The sequence below is a fragment of the Marinomonas sp. IMCC 4694 genome (assembly GCF_008122525.1).
Lineage (GTDB): Bacteria > Pseudomonadota > Gammaproteobacteria > Pseudomonadales > Marinomonadaceae > Marinomonas.
On sequence record NZ_VSRV01000001.1, the window covers coordinates 1,008,469 to 1,023,185 of the forward strand.

15 protein-coding genes are annotated in these 14,717 nt (G+C 46.2%); all 15 read left to right on the forward strand.

Going from position 1 to position 14,717, the window contains the following annotated elements; translation table 11 throughout:
- The 15 genes from sufD (at position 1) to der (ending at position 14,591) form a co-directional block, all read left to right on the forward strand.
- Entirely contained in the window at positions 1-1,272 is a 1,272-nt protein-coding gene (gene sufD / locus FXV75_RS04630; protein WP_148831406.1) for a Fe-S cluster assembly protein SufD, read from the forward strand.
- Between the two features lie 12 nt (positions 1,273-1,284).
- Entirely contained in the window at positions 1,285-2,502 is a 1,218-nt protein-coding gene (locus FXV75_RS04635) for an aminotransferase class V-fold PLP-dependent enzyme (RefSeq protein ID WP_148831407.1), read from the forward strand.
- 9 nt (positions 2,503-2,511) lie between these two features.
- Positions 2,512-2,862, forward strand: a complete 351-nt coding sequence (locus FXV75_RS04640) for a HesB/IscA family protein (RefSeq protein ID WP_148831408.1) — start codon at positions 2,512-2,514, stop codon at positions 2,860-2,862.
- A gap of 4 nt (positions 2,863-2,866) precedes the next feature.
- Positions 2,867-3,397: a putative Fe-S cluster assembly protein SufT gene (gene sufT / locus FXV75_RS04645; RefSeq protein WP_148831409.1), complete on the forward strand. Its 531-nt coding sequence runs from the start codon at positions 2,867-2,869 to the stop codon at positions 3,395-3,397.
- A 112-nt stretch (positions 3,398-3,509) separates the two neighbouring features.
- Positions 3,510-3,935 (forward strand): SufE family protein, encoded by a 426-nt coding sequence (locus FXV75_RS04650; RefSeq protein WP_148831410.1) that lies wholly within the window; start codon positions 3,510-3,512, stop codon positions 3,933-3,935.
- Between the two features lie 91 nt (positions 3,936-4,026).
- The gene (locus FXV75_RS04655; protein WP_148831411.1) at positions 4,027-5,181 is read left to right on the forward strand and encodes an IscS subfamily cysteine desulfurase; all 1,155 of its coding nucleotides are present in this window, start codon (positions 4,027-4,029) and stop codon (positions 5,179-5,181) included.
- A gap of 155 nt (positions 5,182-5,336) precedes the next feature.
- Positions 5,337-5,744: a nucleoside-diphosphate kinase gene (gene ndk, locus FXV75_RS04660; RefSeq protein WP_024022239.1), complete on the forward strand. Its 408-nt coding sequence runs from the start codon at positions 5,337-5,339 to the stop codon at positions 5,742-5,744.
- A gap of 145 nt (positions 5,745-5,889) precedes the next feature.
- Positions 5,890-7,005, forward strand: a complete 1,116-nt coding sequence (gene rlmN, locus FXV75_RS04665; protein ID WP_148831412.1) for a 23S rRNA (adenine(2503)-C(2))-methyltransferase RlmN — start codon at positions 5,890-5,892, stop codon at positions 7,003-7,005.
- An 85-nt stretch (positions 7,006-7,090) separates the two neighbouring features.
- Positions 7,091-7,813 carry a tetratricopeptide repeat protein gene (locus FXV75_RS04670; RefSeq protein ID WP_148831413.1) on the forward strand — a complete coding sequence of 241 codons (723 nt, stop codon included), beginning with the start codon at positions 7,091-7,093 and terminating at the stop codon, positions 7,811-7,813.
- A 4-nt stretch (positions 7,814-7,817) separates the two neighbouring features.
- Complete coding sequence (locus FXV75_RS04675) at positions 7,818-8,858, forward strand: RodZ domain-containing protein (RefSeq protein ID WP_262368463.1); 1,041 nt, start codon at positions 7,818-7,820, stop codon at positions 8,856-8,858.
- A gap of 8 nt (positions 8,859-8,866) precedes the next feature.
- Complete coding sequence (gene ispG, locus FXV75_RS04680) at positions 8,867-9,979, forward strand: flavodoxin-dependent (E)-4-hydroxy-3-methylbut-2-enyl-diphosphate synthase (protein WP_148831415.1); 1,113 nt, start codon at positions 8,867-8,869, stop codon at positions 9,977-9,979.
- 9 nt (positions 9,980-9,988) lie between these two features.
- Complete coding sequence (gene hisS, locus FXV75_RS04685; RefSeq protein WP_148831416.1) at positions 9,989-11,263, forward strand: histidine--tRNA ligase; 1,275 nt, start codon at positions 9,989-9,991, stop codon at positions 11,261-11,263.
- A gap of 118 nt (positions 11,264-11,381) precedes the next feature.
- Positions 11,382-12,023, forward strand: coding sequence for a YfgM family protein (locus tag FXV75_RS04690; RefSeq protein WP_148831417.1), 642 nt, complete (start codon positions 11,382-11,384; stop codon positions 12,021-12,023).
- A gap of 2 nt (positions 12,024-12,025) precedes the next feature.
- On the forward strand, positions 12,026-13,159 hold the full coding sequence (bamB, locus tag FXV75_RS04695; RefSeq protein ID WP_148831418.1) for an outer membrane protein assembly factor BamB: 1,134 nt from the start codon (positions 12,026-12,028) through the stop codon (positions 13,157-13,159).
- Between the two features lie 94 nt (positions 13,160-13,253).
- The gene (gene der / locus FXV75_RS04700; RefSeq protein ID WP_148831419.1) at positions 13,254-14,591 is read left to right on the forward strand and encodes a ribosome biogenesis GTPase Der; all 1,338 of its coding nucleotides are present in this window, start codon (positions 13,254-13,256) and stop codon (positions 14,589-14,591) included.
- Positions 14,592-14,717: the final 126 nt, after the last annotated feature.

Sequence of the window (14,717 nt, forward strand, 5' to 3'; positions counted from 1 at the left end):
ATGAGTGAATGGTTAGAAAGCGCCATTACTCGAGCGCAGGGGATGGATGATTGGCTCGCGCCAAAGCGTGCCCACGCTCTTGATGTTTTAGCGAAGACCCCATGGCCAACGCGCAAAACAGAAGCGTGGCGCTATACGCCGCTGCGCTCAGTAGAGCGTTCGACAGCGAAAACAATCGCAAACAGCGCGATTAACACAGCGGTTTTAACGCCAACGCAGATCACGGATTTATCGGCGATTGAATTGGTGTTTGTAAACGGTCAATTCGACAGTACTCAATTGTCGAGTGAGTTGCCTGCGGGTTTGTCAGTGTCATTGGGGCGAGATTTAGCCACAAGTGATCAAGCCGATGCGCTCCGTGTTTTTGCGGCAGTAAAGCCCGAGCGTCATCTATTTGGTTTGGTGAATGATGCATTGGCACAAGACGTATTGGTCGTGTCGGTTGCAGAAGGTGTTCATATCGATCAGCCGATCCGCATCAGCTCCTTGTCGAATCAGGGCGTTGAGTCCCATACTCGAGTGTTAGTGAGTTTGGCGGCGGGTTCTCGATTAACCGTGATTGAAGACAGCGCTTCCCAAGGCGACAGTTTAACAACCGCGTTTGTGGAATATCAGGTCGGATCAACCGCGCAATTAGAGCATTATCGATTTGCATTGCAAATTGGCTCGAATGTATCGATTGGCGGCAGTCATTTTAACCTTTTTGATCACGCTAAAATGCACAGCACCCTCGTCGGGTTTGGTAGTGATTTGTCTCGTTTAGACACCGACATTATTCACGCCGGTGAATACGCTGATGCGAAATTGAACGCCATGTATTTGCTGGATGGCAAAGAGCTGTTTGATTTGCATGCAACGGTGGAGCACGCGAGCCCAAATGGCACCACAGAAGAGAACGTTCGCGGTATTGTGGCTGATCGTGCTCGTGCGGTGTTTAACGGTCGTATTCATATTCACCGTGACGCACAAAAGACCTTAGCGGAATTAAATAATCGCAATTTACTGTTGTCCGATAAGGCTGAGATTAATACCAAGCCAGAGCTGGAAATATACGCTGACGATGTGAAATGTGCTCATGGTGCCACCGTTGCTCAAATTGATAAGCAAGCTTTGTATTACCTGCAAACGCGCGGTGTGAGTCGTTCCAAGGCACAGGTGATGCTTAATTTTGGTTTTATCAACGAGCTGATTGATTTAATGCCCAATGCGGCGTTAGCGGAATGGGTTCGCCCCATGATTCGTGAGCGCTTTTTGCAAATGGAAGTAAACTAAAGCGAGAATCGAATGACGTTTGATGTAGCCGCTATCCGTGAGCAATTTCCTATTTTAAAACGTGAAATTGACGGCAAACCACTGATTTATTTTGACAATGCTGCCACGACACAAAAACCGCAATGTGTTATTGATGCGCTGGTTGATTATTACTCAACCTGTAACTCAAATGTTCATCGTGGCGCACACCGTTTGGCAGATGAGGCCACGCGTCGTTTTGAAGATGCCCGTGACATAGTTAAAACCTTTATCAATGCGCCGAAGCGTGAAGAAGTGATTTGGACCACCGGCAGTACGGAAGGCATTAATATCGTAGCGAATGGCCTGCGTTCTATGTTGTCGCCAGGTGATGAAGTGATAACGACGGGCATGGATCATCACGCTAATTTAGTGACTTGGCAGCAGGCGTGTAAAGCGTCTGGTGCGATCCTAAAAACGGTGCCAGTAACCGACGATGGCGAATTGGATCAGGATGCCTACGAGGCGTTGTTGAGTGATAAAACCAAGTTTGTGGCTTTTCCTCACGTTTCAAATGCCTTAGGTACGATTAATCCAGTGAAAGACATGACCGCCAAAGCGAAACAATGTGGTGCTTTGGTGTTGGTGGATGGGGCACAAGGCGCGGCACATGGTTGGGCTGATGTGCAAGATATTGGCTGTGATTTTTATGTTTTCTCTGGTCACAAGCTTTACGGTCCAATGGGCGTTGGTGTTCTTTGGGGGCGTGAATCTGTGCTTGAAAATTGGCCTGTCTGGCGTGTCGGTGGAGAAATGATTTCGACGGTTACTTTGCAAGACGCTACGTGGAATGTATTGCCTTATCGTTTTGAGGCAGGTACGCCGAATGTGGGTGGTGTGATTGCTTTGGGTGAAGCCATTCGTTGGTTCAGTGCTTTAGATCACGATGCCGTGATTGCCCATGAAAAAGCGTTATTGGCCCACGCCACGGCGTTAGCGACCGAGTTTGATGGTTTGACTATCATTGGTACGGCGAAAGATAAAATTGGCGTACTAAGTTTTGTGCTTGATCATGGACATCCAGCCGATGTGGGTTTTTTGCTAGACCGCCAAGGCATTGCGGTGCGTACGGGTGACCATTGTGCTCAACCACTCATGGCACGATTTAATGTTCCGGGTACGGCGCGAGCGTCGTTTGCCGTTTATAATACCTTAGAAGAAGTTGATGCCTTGTTTGTTGCACTGAAAAAAGTGCGAACCATGTTGGCTTAGGAGAGTGAAATGACAGTTGCAACTTTTGACCCTGTTTCTAGCGTGTCGTTAACCGCTTCTGCGCAGAAATATTTTGCTTCAAAATTGGTGAAACAGCCCGGTAAACTCATCCGACTCAGCACCAAAGAAAGCGGTTGTACCGGTTTTGCTTACGTGCTGGATATTGTCGATATGGCCTCAGCAGAAGATACCGTGTTGGCATTTGGCGAGGTGAATTTGGCGGTAGACTCACAGTCTGTTGTGATACTAAAAGGCACTGAAATTGATTTGGTGCGCGAGGGTGTCAATGAAGTCGTGAAATTTAAAAACCCTAACGTTGTAGCCGAATGTGGCTGTGGCGAAAGCTTTAGTGTGAGTTAACGTCATGCAAAAAATGGTAGTGACGAATCGTGCCTGTCCCGCACGACGAGTACCGAGCGGCGAGCCGACGAGTATTCCTGAAGGGCAGTTTATAACGATAAATCAAAGTCTGGGTGGTAATTATACCGTGACCTGGCAAGGCAACATGCTGCGCATCGATGGCACTGACGCCGAAGCGATTGGTCAAGAACCTGAAGTGCTGGATTTTGAAGATCATGGCACAGGTGACATTGATAAAGACCAAGTATGGCAAGCGCTGGACAGTATTTATGATCCGGAAATCCCGATCAGTTTGGTGTCGCTCGGCTTGGTTTATAAGGTATCGGTAGATCAAGCGACGAAAGTGGCGTCTATCGATATGACGTTGACAGCGCCAGGTTGTGGCATGGGGCCGGTGTTGGTTGGTGATGTGAAATATCGAGTGGCGAAAGTGCCAAATGTGGCATCCGTCGTGGTGGATTTGGTGTTCGATCCGCCTTGGTCTCGTGAGATGATGAGTGAAGAAGCGCAACTCGAAGCTGGCCTATTTTTTTAGAGGCTGTGTTTTGATTGCTTCGGTCGTTCGTTGACATCGCATACAATATGAAACGGCCTTAACGCCTTGTTGAGTGCCGTTTTTTTATAGGCTTGCAAAAAAGAGAGTGGTTATGGCTTTACCGAGTACCGAAGACATTGTGGATGATTTGTTGTTTTTTGACGATTGGGAAGACAAATACAAATACATCATTGATCTTGGAAAATCCTTACCTGACTTTGATGACGCATGGCGAACGCAGGAGCGTTTGGTAAAGGGTTGTCAGAGTAGTGTGTGGATACAGCTAGGCAGTGAACAAGACACCATAAAGGGTGAAGTGTTGGTGTTTGCCGTCGACAGCGACGCGATTATTGTTCGCGGTCTATTGGGGTTGGTGCTGGCTGCGCTTAACCAAAAAACGCCGCAAGAGATTTTAGATTTTGATATCACGGCGTATTTTGAGGAACTGGACCTTGAAAGGCATTTAAGCCCGACCCGTGGCAACGGCTTACGTTCTATTGTTGGTCGTATCAAAACTATTGCCCAAGCTGCGGCTTAATTAGTGAATGAAGCCATTAGTGAATGAGTGAATTAATGAGTTAATCGATCCTTGTTATAGCTCATCTTTACCCTATTTTGGAGCGCATTACATGAACACTCCGGTTTATCTTGATAATTCTGCGACGACACCAGTCGACCCTAGAGTGGCTGAGAAAATGATGGCTTGTCTGACTCAAGACGGTAACTTTGGCAATCCAGCGTCGCGTTCTCATCTGTTTGGTTGGCGCGCCGAAGAGGCCGTGGAAGAGGCTAGGTTGCAGGTGGCAAGTTTGATAAAGGCCGATTCTCGTGAGATTGTGTGGACATCGGGGGCAACAGAAGCTAACAACTTGGCGTTAAAAGGGGTGGCTCGTGCGTATCGTCAGAAAGGGCGGCATATTATTACTTCAATGATCGAACATAAAGCCGTGTTAGACCCTTGCAAACAGCTTGAAAAAGACGGTTTTGAAGTAACCTATTTGCAACCAGATGGTCATGGCGTTATTTCTCTAAGCCAAGTGCAGGCTGCGCTTCGTGAAGACACTATTCTGGTGTCTTTGATGCATGGCAATAATGAGTTAGGTGTGCTGACAGACATTGCAGCGATTGGAGCCCTTACCCGAGCGCATGATGTTTTCTTCCATGTTGATGCGGCACAAACTACCGGAAAAATGGCAATTGATGTCAACGCAATGAACGTTGACTTGATGTCTTTAACCGCCCATAAAACCTATGGGCCAAAAGGCATTGGTGCGTTGTTTGTCCGTCGCTCGCCGAAAGTGACATTGGACGCGCAAATTCATGGCGGTGGCCATGAGCGCGGCATGCGTTCTGGTACGTTGGCGACGCATCAAATTGTTGGGATGGGCGAAGCGTTCCGTTTGGCAGGGGAGGAGATGGAGCAAGATTGTGCTCGTATCAAAGCCTTGCGTGAGCGTTTGTGGGCATCCTTGAGTGAATTGCCAGGCGTGTACCTTAATGGCGACGCTGAGCAGCGCGTTGCCGGCGTGATCAACGTGGGCTTTGCTGATGTGGACGGAGAAGTCCTATTGATGTCACTGGCCGATATCGCTGTGTCTTCTGGTTCTGCTTGCACGTCAGCGAGTTTAGAGCCTTCCTATGTTTTACGGGCCATTGGTCTAGCCGACGAATTAGCGCACAGTTCATTGCGTCTGTCCGTTGGGCGCTTCACCACCAAGGACGAGGTGGATTTCGTGGCCACTACCATCAAAAAAGCGATTCTGGCGCTGAGAGCGCTCCGTTAGAGATAGTAGCGCGTGTTTTTACCGGGTTAACGCAAATATTATCGTTACGATCATACAATTTTAGTCAATAGCTGCGTATAATACGCGCGCTGAACTTTTATGTCCTGGGCCGTGTAAAACGCGTCGCCCCTTTAAATTTAATTTGGAGTTATACCATGGCGTTAGAACGCACTCTATCTATCATCAAACCCGATGCGGTTGCTAAAAACGTAATCGGCGAAATTTACACGCGTTTCGAGCGTGCTGGTTTTAAAATCGTTGAAGCTAAAATGATTCAACTAGACGACGAATTGGCGGGCGGTTTTTACGCTGAGCACAAAGAACGTCCTTTCTACAAAGATTTGGTTGCTTTCATGACGTCTGGCCCTGTTGTGGTTTCTGTTCTTGAAGGTGAGGGCGCTGTTCTTCGTCACCGTGAACTTATGGGTGCTACCAACCCTAAAGAAGCGACAGCGGGTACTTTGCGTGCAGATTACGCAACCTCTATCGATGCTAATGCTGTTCACGGCTCTGATTCTGTTGAATCAGCAACACGTGAAATTGCTTACTTCTTCGGTAAGTAATTGACAGCGAGGACGTTTGTGTCTGAGCTGAATTGTAAAAGCGGGCGCGAGCCCGCTTTTTTACAGAGGCTTCTGAAAAGACCTTTCTTTTCAGAAGCTTTTTTCGTTTACATTTAATGCTAACCACAGCAAGCGATATTGAATTATGACTGATCTACAAAAAATAAACCTATTGGGTTTATCCCCAGAAAAACTGATTGAGTTCTTTGAATCTATTGGCGAAAAAAAATTTCGTGCGACTCAGGTGATCAAATGGATTCACCAAAAAGGCGCGGAGAATTTCGACGAGATGACCGACGTCAGTAAGGCGTTGCGCGCTAAGTTAGAGCAAATCTGTGAGATTCGCGGGCCAGAAGTGGTGTCGCAAACTATTTCAGCTGACGGAACACGTAAGTGGATTATTCGAACCGAGGGCGGCAAAAACGATTGCGTTGAAACCGTGTTGATCCCCGATGGAGACCGCGCAACGTTATGCGTCTCTTCGCAGGTTGGCTGCTCTTTAGATTGCAGTTTTTGTTCAACCGGCAAACAGGGGTTTAACCGTAATCTAACGCCGGCTGAAATCATTGGTCAGGTGTGGATTGCGATTAAATCCTTTGGTCCGATGGACCCTAATGGTCCTCGTCGTGTGACCAATGTCGTGATGATGGGGATGGGTGAGCCACTGATGAACTTTGAGCCTGTCGTCGATGCCATGATTCTTATGATGCACGACCACGCTTATGGCTTGTCTAAGCGTCGAGTTACACTAAGCACCTCTGGCGTGGTGCCCAAAATTTATGAATTGGTAAAGCGTACTGACGTATCTTTGGCGGTGTCATTGCACGCGCCGAACGACGCTTTGCGCAACGAGTTGGTGCCGATTAATAAAAAATACCCGATTGCAGAACTGCTTGAAGCGTGTCAGTTTTATTTGGCAAATCTGCCCGATAAGCGCCATATTACGATCGAATACACCTTAATGTCTGGCGTAAATGACAACGAGGAGCAAGCGCATGAACTGGCTGAGTTGTTAAACGTCCTTGAGTGTAAGATTAATTTGATTCCTTTTAATCCGTTCCCTCATTCAGGTTATGAGAAGCCATCAAATAATCGTACTCGTCGCTTTCAAAAAATCTTAGCGGATGCCGGTTATACCGTCACGGTGCGCACTACTCGCGGTGATGATATCGATGCAGCTTGTGGCCAGCTGGTAGGAGATTTTCAAGATAAAACACGTCGCAGCCAGAAATACATTGAACTGAGAGAAATCAAAAGCTAACGTGGTTTGACTATTTGAATGTTCTTTCACAAGAAGGTTTGTTAAAAACGTTCTTGTTAAGAATGTGTATGACAAGGATGTCAATATGCGATTGAAAATGCTGTTTTTTGTTTTTTTGTCCTGCTTGAGTGCTTCTTGCGCCTACCAAACGGTGTCGCCGCCGGGTGCTTACGTTGATCCTTCGAAACGCTTGTCTGTTGCTCAGGCGCATCTTTTTCTGGGGCAGTGGGCACTGGCAAAAAGACAGCTGGATTACCTTGCTGTTGCTGATCAAGACCAGTCATATTGGCGTCTTTTAAGTTTGTATTGGTTGAGTGCAGAGCAGGATAGTGAGGCAATGCTGGTTCATCAAGAGGCATTACGAAAATACCCTGATGATGATTTTATTTGGAATAACTACGGTGTTCTTTTAGGAAAGCAGAAACGCTGGAATGAAGCATGTGAGGCGTTTGAAACAGCAAGACGTTTCGGCTTAGCAAAACGACAATCTGTGCAAATAAATCTCTCACGCTGTGCACTGCGTCAGAAAGACGTAAACTTAGCTGAAATCTATCTCAAACAGGCAAAAGAAATTGCGGATTTGCCTCTGATTGGTTTGATGACAGAGCTCAATCTTGTTTTAATACAGGGTAATACTGACAAAGCTCGCAAAATTGTCGATTTTATCCAAGCTAATACTGACATGGCCACAGAGTCGGTCTATTTCAATGAATACAACTGTCTGTCGTGGTATTTAAGCGCACACGAGACTGACCTTACATCGTATTCTGCAGCGAGCCTTTTTACATGCCTAGATGGCACAAGGTAATAACATGACAACTGACATACAAATGGATTCTACTGTAAGTAATAACACAGTACCTACTTTTAATATCGGCGACAAACTGAGAGCAGAAAGAGTTAAGCAAGGCTTTGATGAAAGAGACATTGCCAGCCAATTAAAAATTCCTACTGGTCAAATTCGTGCGCTTGAGTCCAACGATTTCAACCATTTTCGATCTGCGACGTTTGCGCGTGGTTTTTTGAAAAGCTATTGCCGCCTATTAAATCTCGATCATGCTGACATACTGGCGGCTTTTGACATTGATCGCGCCGGTGTAGAAACCACGATTAAGCCCGTCGATAAGGTCAATAGACAGTCTCATTTAGGCGATCCTATCGTCATTTTCATTTCTATTGTCATCGTTGCGGTATTGGTTTTTCTGGTTTTTTGGTGGCCGTCTTCCACCAATGAGGTGGGTTCGGCGAATAAGGCGAATAACGCACCATTGACAAACGTTACTGCTCCCAAAACAGAAACACCGATTGTGTCAGAGAGCGCCTCTGTATTGAGTTCAACGTTACCAGGAACAACGGCTGATTCAGTAGTAAACGTTGATGAAAATAATGTTGATGCAAGAAGTCTTGATGCAAGTCACCTTGAGGCAAACAACGAAACAGCTCAAGAAGCTTTGGCGGATGACCTTAATGACAATGGCGTGGTGACAGGCCTTTCTGCAGAAACAAAAGCCATTCTTAAAGAGGCGGGCGTTAACCCCAATGATGTCATACGAGCAACCACTGACGCTTCTGCGGAAGCGGTAATTGAGCCACAACCGAAACCTTCCGTATATTCTGATGATATTCTTGTCGCCTTCAGCGCAGATTGCTGGACCGAGGTAAGAGACAGCACTGGGCGAATTTTATACTCTGGCGTTAAGTCGGCAGGGCAGGAATTAACGTTAACGGGTAAAGCGCCTTATCGTGTGGTGTTGGGTTACGCTGACGGCGTAACGTCGTTGTTATACAAAGGCGATAGTTTTGATTTTTCTTCTTTTATTCGTAAAGGTTTAGCTCGATTTGAGCTCAAGTAGAGACTCTTATGCATTTTGAATCCCCTATAAAACGTCGTCAATCTCGCCAAATTATGGTGGGGAATGTTCCTGTTGGTGGCGGTGCGCCTATTAGCATACAAAGTATGACGAACACAGAAACCTGCGATGTCGATGCGACCGTTGCGCAGATTCGCGCCATTGCAGACGCCGGTGCAGACATTGTTCGCGTATCCATTCCTTCTATGGACGCCGCAGAAGCGTTCAAGAAAATTCGCGAAGCCGTGTCGATTCCCTTGGTTGCCGATATTCATTTCGATTATAAAATTGCCTTAAAAGTGGCTGAGTACGGGGTGGATTGCCTTCGAATTAACCCCGGTAATATAGGCAATAAAGATCGTATTCGTGCTGTAGTAGATTGCGCACGCGATAAAAATATTCCTATTCGTATTGGTGTTAACGCAGGATCGCTAGAAAAAGACCTGCAAAAAAAATACGGTGAGCCAACGCCAGATGCCTTAGTAGAGTCCGCTTTTCGTCAGATACAGTATTTTGACGAGCTCGATTTTCATGAGTACAAGCTAAGCTTAAAAGCGTCCGATATTTTTATGACGGTAGAAGCGTATCGCAAAATCGCCAGTCAGATTGATAATCCGCTGCATTTAGGGATTACCGAAGCGGGCGGTTTGCGCTCTGGCACGGTGAAGTCTTCTATTGGTCTTGGTTTGTTATTGATGGACGGCATCGGTGATACCTTGCGTGTGTCGCTTGCTGCGGATCCTGTGCAAGAGATCAAAGTCGGCTGGGATATGCTGCGCAGTTTGAAATTGCGTAACCGAGGTATTAACTTTATTGCTTGCCCAAGTTGTTCGCGTCAAAATTTTGACGTGATTAAAACCATGAACGAGCTAGAAGAACGACTTGAGGACATTATTGTTCCCATGGATGTGGCGGTCATTGGGTGTGTGGTAAATGGACCCGGTGAAGCTAAAGAAGCAGACATAGGCTTGGCGGGTGGCTCTCCGAATAATCTGATTTACCAAGATGGCAAACCCAACAGTAAAACCAAAAACGACACTCTCGTTGATGATTTAGAAAAAATGATTCGTAAAAAGGCACTCCTAAAAGAGCAGGAATTAGCCAATATCATCGTGAAAAATTAAGGATCCATTGTGGCTCGTAAAATTCAAGCGATCAGAGGGATGAACGATATCCTCCCTGATCAATCTTCCGTTTGGTTGTATTTAGAAAAAACCGTAGCAGAAGTCGTTAAGTCTTATGGATATCAACAAATTCGTTTTCCTATTGTGGAAAACACGGATTTGTTTAAACGCGGTGTCGGCGAAACAACCGACATTGTGGAAAAAGAAATGTATACCTTCGAAGATCGAAATGGTGAGTCTTTGACTCTGCGACCAGAAGGAACGGCAAGTTGCGTGCGTGCGGCGGATCAAGCGGGTTTGCTGTTTAATCAGACACAGCGCTTGTGGTATACAGGCCCAATGTTTCGTTACGAGCGCCCTCAGAAAGGACGCTATCGTCAGTTCCATCAAATTGGTGTCGAAGCGTTTGGTATGGCATCGGCGGATATCGATGCTGAGTTGATTATTTTGTCCGCGCGGTTGTGGCAAAAATTGGGTCTTTTAGACCATGTTGAGCTGCAACTTAACACCATAGGATTAGCGTCTGAACGTGAAGCCTACAAAGCGGCCTTAGTTGAGTATTTAACGGAATTTAAAGATCAACTTGATGAAGACAGTCAACGACGTTTGGGTACGAACCCATTACGAATTTTGGATTCCAAAGATGAAGCCACTCAGACTGTGCTGAAAAATGCGCCGAGCTTAGAGGCCTTTATCGGTGAAGAATCTCAAGGGCATTTTGACCGTTTACAGGCTATCTTGGCCGCCAATGGCATAGCGTCTGTGATTAATCGACGTTTAGTGCGTGGTTTGGATTATTACGGAAAAACCGTTTTTGAATGGGTGACAACGCACCTGGGATCTCAAGCGACGGTGTGTGCCGGTGGGCGTTACGATGGTCTCGTCGAACAGCTAGGCGGTAAAGCGACACCAGCCGTGGGTTTTGCCATGGGCATTGAGCGATTGGTGCTGTTACTTGAAACCCTTGACTTGATTCCCACAGAAGCCACCTTTTCCAGCGATGTGTTCATTATTAGCATGGGAGACGAGGCCGAACTTGCTTCATTTGTGATGGCGGAAAAACTGCGAGAAGCGCGCCCAAGTTTGGTTGTATTGCGTCATTGTGGTGGCGGCAACTTTAAGAATCAAATGAAAAAAGCGGACAAATCAGCGGCTCGTTTTACCTTAATCTTAGGTCAGGATGAAGTGCAGCAAGGGCTTTGCCAAATAAAAGATATGTCAACGGGTGAGCAGAGTGCTTACCCTCTTGCTGATATTGCCAAGGGTATTATCGACAAATTGTAGGTCTGGATTGACGTAAGTATCAGAACTGTACTCTCAGAGCTGTACTATCAGAATTAAAATATAAGAAAAGCATGCTGCTTTGGAATGACCCAGCAGGATCCTAAATGAGGAAAAAAAAGTGTCTGAATTAAAGACTGAAGAAGAACAAATCGAAGCGTTTAAAACCTGGTGGAAAAAGAATGGCATCATGTTGATTCTTGCCATTGCTGTTGCTGGTGGCGGTTACTTTGGTTGGCAGGCATGGAAAACCAGTCAAGCGAACTACACCAGCGAAGCGTCTGCTTTGTATCAAAATTTGATTCAAGCGGCCGTAGATTTAAGCAAGGAAGAGAATCAAAAAACGGTGACTTTTATTGCTAATCAGCTTACTGAAGATTATAGCGATACGGGTTACGCTATGTTTAGTCAGCTATTTTTAGCACGAGTAGACGCTGAGCAGGGCAATTACAATGACGCTATTAGCGCGCTAGACAGTGTCATTGCAAAAACAGAAGATGCTTCCTTTGTTGCGATTGCTAACTTACGAGTAGCACGCTTATTGATCCAGCAAGAAGATTTTACCGCGGCGATGGCGCGTATTGAGGCAGTATCTGAAAATGAGTTCTTGGCCCAAAAACAGGAATTGATGGGCGATATTTTATTGTCTCAAGGGGATCGTGATGGTGCTCGCGTTGCATATGAAAAAGCCAATGAGGCTTTGGGTGCCGGTGTGACTCATCCTTTATTAGGTATTAAATTGAAGGATTTGGTGAAAGGCTAACTATGAGCAAATCTCTCTTTTTTGTCGTGTTACTCAGTGCAGTGTTAGTGCAAGGTTGTTCTAATGCTCGTCCAGATTTACCAAGTCTTCCCTCTATAGACAGTAAGGTAAATCTGAAAACGTCATGGCGAACCGGAGTTGATGGCGGCTTTGGCGAGACCAGTGAGCGTTTTAATCTGGTTGCAGAAAACGATGCTTTATTTTTGGTAACAAACAAGGGCACGCTCTATGAATTAGGCCAAGAAAAAGGCAAGCGCCGTGATTCTTTTGAAACGACTTACGAAGCCAGCTCTGGTGTGACTCGTCACGAAGACACCTTGTATTTTGGTACTTATGACGCCCAACTCGTAGCCGTCTCTCTAGCCAGTAAATCGGTACTGTGGGAAAAGACGCTGAGTTCTGAAATTTTGTCTGAAGTGTCTTATGCTGCCGGCAAGTTAGCAGTACAAACTTCGGACGGTTGGCTCAGTGTTTTAGACGCGACTACAGGAGAAACTCAGTGGCGCGCCAAAGAAGATTTGCCTTCCCTAACAGTACGTGGTACAAGCGCTCCCGTTATTGCAGAAGGTAAGGTGATTGCTGGTTTTGCCAATGGCAAGCTTAATGCTTACTCCCTTCAAGACGGTGCCTCCTTGTGGTCGTATGAGCTGGGTAAGCCAGAAGGTCGCTATGAGATTGAACGCTTGAGTGATGTCGACGGTCGTCTGGTAGTACAAAATAATGTGGTGTATGCCGTTGCTTACAACGGCACTTTAGCGGCTCTTTCCATTGAGAGTGGTCGACCTTTGTGGCAGCGCAGTATTGGCAGTGCCGTAGGAGTAGCGGTTGAAGGTGAGTTGTTGATGGCGGTCGACATGAAAAGCCACGTTGTCGCTTTGAATGCCAAAAACGGCACCGAGATATGGGAAAACACAGATCTTGCAGATCGAGATCTTATTACGCCCACTTTTTTTAGAGATTATGTCGCTGTGATGGATCGCGGTGGGTATGTTCATCTGCTTGACCTGACAACGGGTGAGGTGGCTGAACATCGAATGGCTGACAACGATGTCCCGCCTGGTAGCCGAATGGTGGCCAGCGATAAGCAATTGTTTATTCTTACGCCGAACGCTAACGTGACGGCATTGAGCTATTGAAGTCAATTTTGATTTCTTTTTAGCGATTTTTTAAAGGGGCTGCCATCTCTTTTTGAGGGATGGTGGCCGCTTTCGTATATTTATAGGTAAAAAAATGATTCCAGTTATTGCATTGGTAGGTAGACCCAATGTTGGCAAATCCACGCTTTTCAATCAATTGACGAGATCACGTGATGCTTTGGTTGCCGATTATCCAGGCCTAACCCGAGACCGTAAATACGGCGACGGCAAGCTTGGTGAGCACGAATTTATTGTCATTGATACTGGCGGCATCAGTGGTGATGAACAGGGTATCGACGAGCGAATGGCGCGTCAGTCTTTGTTGGCCATTGAAGAGGCCGATGCGGTGTTGTTCCTTGTTGATGGTCGCCATGGTTTAAATCCGGCGGATGAAATGATTGCGAATCATTTGCGCCGTTCTAATAAGCAAGTTTCTCTTGTCGTGAACAAAACGGACGGCATTAATGAAGACATTGCTTTGGCTGATTTTTATTCATTAGGATTTGGCGAATTACACCCTATTGCCGCGTCTCACGGCAAAGGTGTGCATGTATTAATAGACAAGGTAATGTTGCCCCTTGCTGCCCAAGTAGAAGAAGCAAAAAGCCAAATTAACTTAGAGTCTCGTGGTATTCGTATTGGTGTGGTAGGTCGTCCAAATGTGGGTAAATCTACACTGGTTAACCGCATGTTAGGCGAAGATCGTGTGGTTGTGTATGACATGCCGGGAACGACCCGTGACAGTGTGTATATCCCTTATGTGCGCCATGATAAAGAATACACCTTGATCGATACGGCGGGTATTCGTCGCCGTAAACATGTCAAAGAAGCGGTCGAAAAGTTCTCGATTGTTAAGACATTACAAGCAATTCAAGACGCCAACGTGGTGCTTGTGGTGATCGATTCCCATGAAGACTTGGTAGAACAAGACCTTCATATGATCGGTTATGTACTGGATGCTGGCCGTGGTGTGATCATTGCGATTAACAAATGGGACGGTCTTAAAAAAGACGATCGCGAACACATCAAAAGCGAAGTTGAGCGCCGCTTAGGCTTTGTGCCGTATGCTAAAGTGCATTACATTTCCGCTTTGCATGGCACTGGTGTGGGGGATTTGTACGATACCATTCAAAGTACCTACGACTCTTGTTATGCCAAATGGTCTACCAATCGTTTAACGCGTATTCTTGAAGATTCCATTGCTGAGCATCAGCCGCCTATGGTGAACAGCCGTCGTATTAAGTTGCGCTACGCTCACCAAGGTGGATCGAATCCTCCGCGTATTGTGGTGCACGGTAACCAAACGGATTCCATTCCTGGTAGCTATAAACGCTACCTTGAGAATAAGTTTAGAACCGTGTTAAACATTACTGGTACGCCGATTATTTTTGAATTTAAGTCATCAGAAAACCCCTACGCACCGAAGAAATAACGCTGTCGTATAACGAGTGTTTTCGTTCTGTTAGAAACATCCCCAAGCGCGATGATTGTGGTCATTGTACTTGGGGATTTTTGGTTAAATATTTGCTAAAAATAGACGAAATCGCTTTCTAAAAGT

Excerpts from the sequence above, each read along its gene's own strand:
- sufD (WP_148831406.1), top strand. The coding sequence starts at position 1 with ATGAGTGAATGGTTAGAAAGCGCCATTACTCGAGCGCAGGGGATGGAT.
- FXV75_RS04635 (WP_148831407.1), top strand. The coding sequence starts at position 1,285 with ATGACGTTTGATGTAGCCGCTATCCGTGAGCAATTTCCTATTTTAAAA.
- FXV75_RS04640 (WP_148831408.1), top strand. The coding sequence starts at position 2,512 with ATGACAGTTGCAACTTTTGACCCTGTTTCTAGCGTGTCGTTAACCGCT.
- sufT (WP_148831409.1), top strand. The coding sequence starts at position 2,867 with ATGCAAAAAATGGTAGTGACGAATCGTGCCTGTCCCGCACGACGAGTA.
- FXV75_RS04650 (WP_148831410.1), top strand. The coding sequence starts at position 3,510 with ATGGCTTTACCGAGTACCGAAGACATTGTGGATGATTTGTTGTTTTTT.
- FXV75_RS04655 (WP_148831411.1), top strand. The coding sequence starts at position 4,027 with ATGAACACTCCGGTTTATCTTGATAATTCTGCGACGACACCAGTCGAC.
- ndk (WP_024022239.1), top strand. The coding sequence starts at position 5,337 with ATGGCGTTAGAACGCACTCTATCTATCATCAAACCCGATGCGGTTGCT.
- rlmN (WP_148831412.1), top strand. The coding sequence starts at position 5,890 with ATGACTGATCTACAAAAAATAAACCTATTGGGTTTATCCCCAGAAAAA.
- FXV75_RS04670 (WP_148831413.1), top strand. The coding sequence starts at position 7,091 with ATGCGATTGAAAATGCTGTTTTTTGTTTTTTTGTCCTGCTTGAGTGCT.
- FXV75_RS04675 (WP_262368463.1), top strand. The coding sequence starts at position 7,818 with ATGACAACTGACATACAAATGGATTCTACTGTAAGTAATAACACAGTA.
- ispG (WP_148831415.1), top strand. The coding sequence starts at position 8,867 with ATGCATTTTGAATCCCCTATAAAACGTCGTCAATCTCGCCAAATTATG.
- bamB (WP_148831418.1), top strand. The coding sequence starts at position 12,026 with ATGAGCAAATCTCTCTTTTTTGTCGTGTTACTCAGTGCAGTGTTAGTG.
- der (WP_148831419.1), top strand. The coding sequence starts at position 13,254 with ATGATTCCAGTTATTGCATTGGTAGGTAGACCCAATGTTGGCAAATCC.